Raw genomic sequence first — 3,792 nt, 5'->3', positions numbered from 1 at the left:
GTTCCTGCGACCGTAATGTGACCTCATCGGACAGCCCGCGCAACAGATCATGGCGGTACCTTTTGCCGCGCCGGAGGGAGCGGCTCGCATGAACGTCTTGTTCCTCTTCGGCTCCAACGCCGCCCACGTCGGTGACTTCGGCCTGACCGACTATGCCGCCGCCAACAGCTTCCTCGACGCCTACGCCCACTCCCACGCGGCCGAACGCCGGGTCCTCACCGTGGACTGGGGGCCGTGGAAGGAGGCGGGCATGGCCGTCGCGAGGGACCTTCCGGACGCGCTGGCGGAGATCCGCGGCAAGGATGTCGCGGAGCGCGGCATGGCGTCGACACAGGCCCTGGAAGCGCTGGAACGCGTCCTGTCCTCGTCGCCCGAACCCCAGCTGATCGTGTCACCCGTGGACGTCAACGCCCTGATCGAGCAGGCTTTCGTACTCGGCGCGGACGCCGGGGGCGACGAACGGCTCGCCGGACTCGGCGCACCACACACCCTTCACCCCCGCCCGGAGGTCCCCAGCGCCTACGCCCCGCCGAAGGGAGAGACCCAGCGGCAGCTGTGCAAGGCGTGGCAGGACCTGCTCGGCATCGACCAAGTCGGCGTCAACGATAGCTTCTTCGATCTCGGCGGCGGCTCTCTGATCGCCATTCAGCTCGTGGCGACCGTCAACAAGTCCCTGGGCGCCTCACTCACGGTGGCGCAACTGTACGAGGTGCTCACCGTCGCCGGTCTCGCCCGGTTGATCGACGGGGACGACGCCGAACCGGCCGAGGCGGCAGGACACACGATCGAACAGGTCAAGAGCCGGGCCCACTCACGCCGCCAGCACCAGCAGAACCGGATGGCCCGCGCCCGCGCACGCCGCCAGACCTGATCGGGAGATCGGCCCGTCCCGCACCGCGCACGGGCCGCAGCGCACCCGAGACGACACCGTCATCCCTCACCGGCCGGTGGTCCCCGGCGCTCCCCGTCGGAACGCCGGGCGCCGTACGAAAGGAGCACGATGCCCGCTCCCTCCCCCAGGGGATCGCGCCTGGACGTCCTCGTCAGGGAGATCCGCGAGGCGCTGCGCGCCCCGTCCGCCGGCCGGCCCGAACAGTCGGCCCGGCGGGCCGCGGACGTCGTCGCCGCCCATCTGCGCCACGACGACCTGCTGACCGAGGAGCAGCTGGCCGCCGACCCCACCGCGTACAAGCAGCACGTTCTGCACATCGAGCCGGACGGCACGTTCTCCGTCGTCGCCCTCGTGTGGCTGCCCGGTCAGCGCACCCCGATCCACGACCACGTCTGCTGGTGTGTGATCGGCGTCCACCGGGGGGCCGAGGAGGAGATCCGCTACCGGCTCGTCGACGAGGACGGCTCGCCGCACCTCGTCCCCGTCGACGTCACCGTCAACCACATCGGCACCGTCGCCCACCTCTCACCGCCGGGGGACATCCACGAGGTCCGCAGCGCGACCGACGGCATGACCGTCTCCCTGCACGTGTACGGCGCCGACGTCGGCAGGCTCGGTAGCAGCGTCCGGCGACGCTACGACCTGCCGGTGCGGTCGCCGTACGCCGTCCTCGGTGCGGCACAGCGGCCCGCCAGACCGTAAGGGAAGCGACATCATGGGGGACAGCGTGCACAATCCGCCGACCACCCTGCCCGAGCTCTTCTCGGCGCAGGTGGCCAGAACGCCCGACGCGGTCGCGATCGTCGCCGACGGCACCGTACTGACCTACGCCGAACTGGACGCCCGGACCGACCGGCTGGCCCGTGCTCTGGCGGCCCTCGGCGCCGGGCCGGAGACCGTTGTGGCGGTGAGTGTGCCGCGCTCCGTGGAACTCGTCGTCGCCCTGTACGCGGTCCACAGGACGGGGGCGGCCTACCTGCCGCTCGACCCGGGGCATCCGGCCGAACGGGTCGCGCTCATGGCCGAGGACGCGCGGCCCCTGACGGTGCTGACCGCCGACGGCATCCGGGAGCTGTCGGCACGGGACAAGGTGGGGGACCACCCCCTGCCTCCGCCGCACCCGCTGAACACCGCGTACGTGATCTACACCTCGGGGTCGACCGGACGGCCCAAGGGCGTCGCCGTACCGCATCGGGCCATTGTCAACAGGCTGCGGTGGATGCAGGACCGGTACCCGCTCGGCGCCGACGACGGGGTACTCCAGAAGACCCCGGCGGACTTCGACGTCTCCGTGTGGGAGTTCTTCTGGCCGCTGAGCGTCGGCGCCCGTCTCGTCCTGGCCGCGCCCGGCGGGCACCGGGACCCGCGGTACCTCGCGGAGCTGATCCGGTCCCGGCAGGTGACGACCGTCCACTTCGTGCCGTCGATGCTCAGGCTGTTCCTCGACGAGCCCGCGGCAGCCGCGTGCACCGGCCTGCGCAGGGTCTTCGCCAGTGGAGAGGCCCTCCCCGGCGAACTGCGCGACCGCTTCTTCCCCGTCCTCGGCGGCGCCGAGCTGCACAACCTGTACGGCCCCACGGAGGCGGCCGTCGACGTCTCCCACTGGGAGTGCCGGGCGGACGACCCGCCGGGGGCGGTCCCCATCGGCCGGCCCGTGTGGAACACCGGCCTCCGTGTCCTCGACACCGATCTGCGGCCGGTGGAGCCCGGGGCCACCGGCGAGCTCCACATCACCGGTGTCCAGCTGGCCCGCGGTTACGTCAACCGACCGGACCTCACCGCGGACCGTTTCGTCCCCGACCCGTACGGGCCGCCCGGCAGCCGCATGTACCGCACCGGCGACCTCGCCCGCCCGCGCCCCGACGGAGTCATCGAGTACGTCGGCCGGACCGACCACCAGGTCAAGGTGCGGGGCACGCGCGTCGAACTGGGAGAGGTGGAGGCCGTGCTGGCCGGCCTGCCCGGCGTGGGGGCAGCCGCGGTGGTGGCCCGGCCGGACGAGACGGGCGGGGCGCGACTGGCCGCCTACCTCGTCCCGGACGCCCGCGAGGCGGGCCCCCTGCTGTGGGTGTGCCGGTTGGAACGCCAGGGCCTGCTCGGCGCCGACGAGCGGCACACACTGCCCAACGGCATGCTCATCGCCTCGGGCAATCACGCCGAGACGGACTTCGTCTACCAGGAGATCTTCGAGGGCCGCGAGTACCTCCGCCACGGCATCACCCTGCCGCCGGACGCCTGCGTGTTCGACGTCGGTGCGCACATCGGGCTGTTCACCCTCGAGGTCGCCCGGTCCTGCCCGGGCGCCGTCGTCCACGCCTTCGAACCCATCCCCGAGCTGTTCCGTCTGCTGGAGCTGAACACCCGTATCCACGGCGCCGACGTCCGGCTGTACCCCTGCGGCATCGGTGAGAAGGAGGACACGGCGACGTTCACCTACTACCCGGGCCTGTCCATCATGTCCGGGCGGTTCGGCGACACGGCGCAGGAGCGTGGCGTCGTGGAGGCGTACGTACGCAACGACCTCTTGTCGAGGGGCCTCGACGCGCCCGGAGCCGAGGCGGACCTCGACGTGCTGCTCACCGAGCGGCTGCGGCACGAGGAGGTGGTCTGCCGGCTGCGGACGCTGTCCGACGTCATCCGCGAGACCGGAGCGGACCGAGTCGACCTGCTGAAGATCGACGCGGAGAAGAGTGAACTCGAGGTCCTGAACGGTATCGACGACGCGCACTGGCCCCTCATCGGACAACTGGCGATCGAGGCACACGACGTGGGTGACCGGGTGGCCCGCATCAAGGACCGGCTCACCGGGCGGCAACAGCCAGAACGGCCAGACCAACAACGGAATTCACTGGGCGCCCCCTCCGGACCCCTTGTTCCAGGACGGGGTGTCCGCCGATGAC

2 protein-coding genes and 1 pseudogene are annotated in these 3,792 nt (G+C 71.5%); all 3 read left to right on the top strand.

Translation table 11 applies throughout. The features are described 5' to 3' along the window. Positions 1-88: 88 nt before the first annotated feature. A complete protein-coding gene (locus ABZ281_RS41825) occupies positions 89-871 on the top strand; it encodes a phosphopantetheine-binding protein (RefSeq protein WP_356663172.1) in 783 nt (260 codons plus the stop codon). Between the two features lie 129 nt (positions 872-1,000). After that, positions 1,001-1,594: a cysteine dioxygenase family protein gene (locus tag ABZ281_RS41820; protein WP_356663170.1), complete on the top strand. Its 594-nt coding sequence runs from the start codon at positions 1,001-1,003 to the stop codon at positions 1,592-1,594. A 34-nt stretch (positions 1,595-1,628) separates the two neighbouring features. Further along, a pseudogene (locus ABZ281_RS41815) lies at positions 1,629-3,791 on the top strand (amino acid adenylation domain-containing protein); the annotation flags it as partial. Between the last annotated feature and the right edge of the window lies 1 nt (position 3,792).

Source organism: Streptomyces sp. NPDC006265 (assembly GCF_040613555.1).
In the GTDB taxonomy this organism is placed as follows: Bacteria; Actinomycetota; Actinomycetes; order Streptomycetales; family Streptomycetaceae; genus Streptomyces.
The sequence above is the reverse complement of the archived record's forward strand: the minus strand, read 5'-3'. Positions and strand labels throughout refer to the sequence as shown.